Source organism: Bradyrhizobium valentinum, assembly GCF_001440405.1.
Classification (GTDB): domain Bacteria; phylum Pseudomonadota; class Alphaproteobacteria; order Rhizobiales; family Xanthobacteraceae; genus Bradyrhizobium; species Bradyrhizobium valentinum.
Genome location: NZ_LLXX01000196.1, coordinates 1 through 276, shown reverse-complemented (window position 1 = coordinate 276; position 276 = coordinate 1). Strand labels below are relative to the sequence as shown.

Genomic DNA, 276 nt, shown 5'->3' with positions numbered 1-276 from the left:
CCCCCGCCGTCGCCCGCCGCGAGCCGCCGCAATACGCCCGGCCGCAGGCGTCGGGTTCGCAATACCAGTCCGAGCCCTTGCCCCCGCCCGCCGTCGTTGCGCCGCAGGCTTATCCGGCCAGCTCGGGCGGCGTGTCGGGAGGAGGGCGCGGGATTTCGTCCTATGCGCCGCCGTCCCGTCCGCCTATCGAGACCACCGCCACGGTACCGCCGCGCTCGGTCGCGGCCGCGCGCCCGGCTGCGCAGGGCGGCACCACGATCATCGTCGGCACCAGCG

At 76.4% G+C, this 276-nt stretch carries 1 pseudogene; it reads left to right on the top strand.

Annotated features, from left to right (window positions below):
• A pseudogene (locus tag CP49_RS48240) lies at positions 1 to 276 on the top strand (peptidoglycan-binding LysM); the annotation flags it as partial.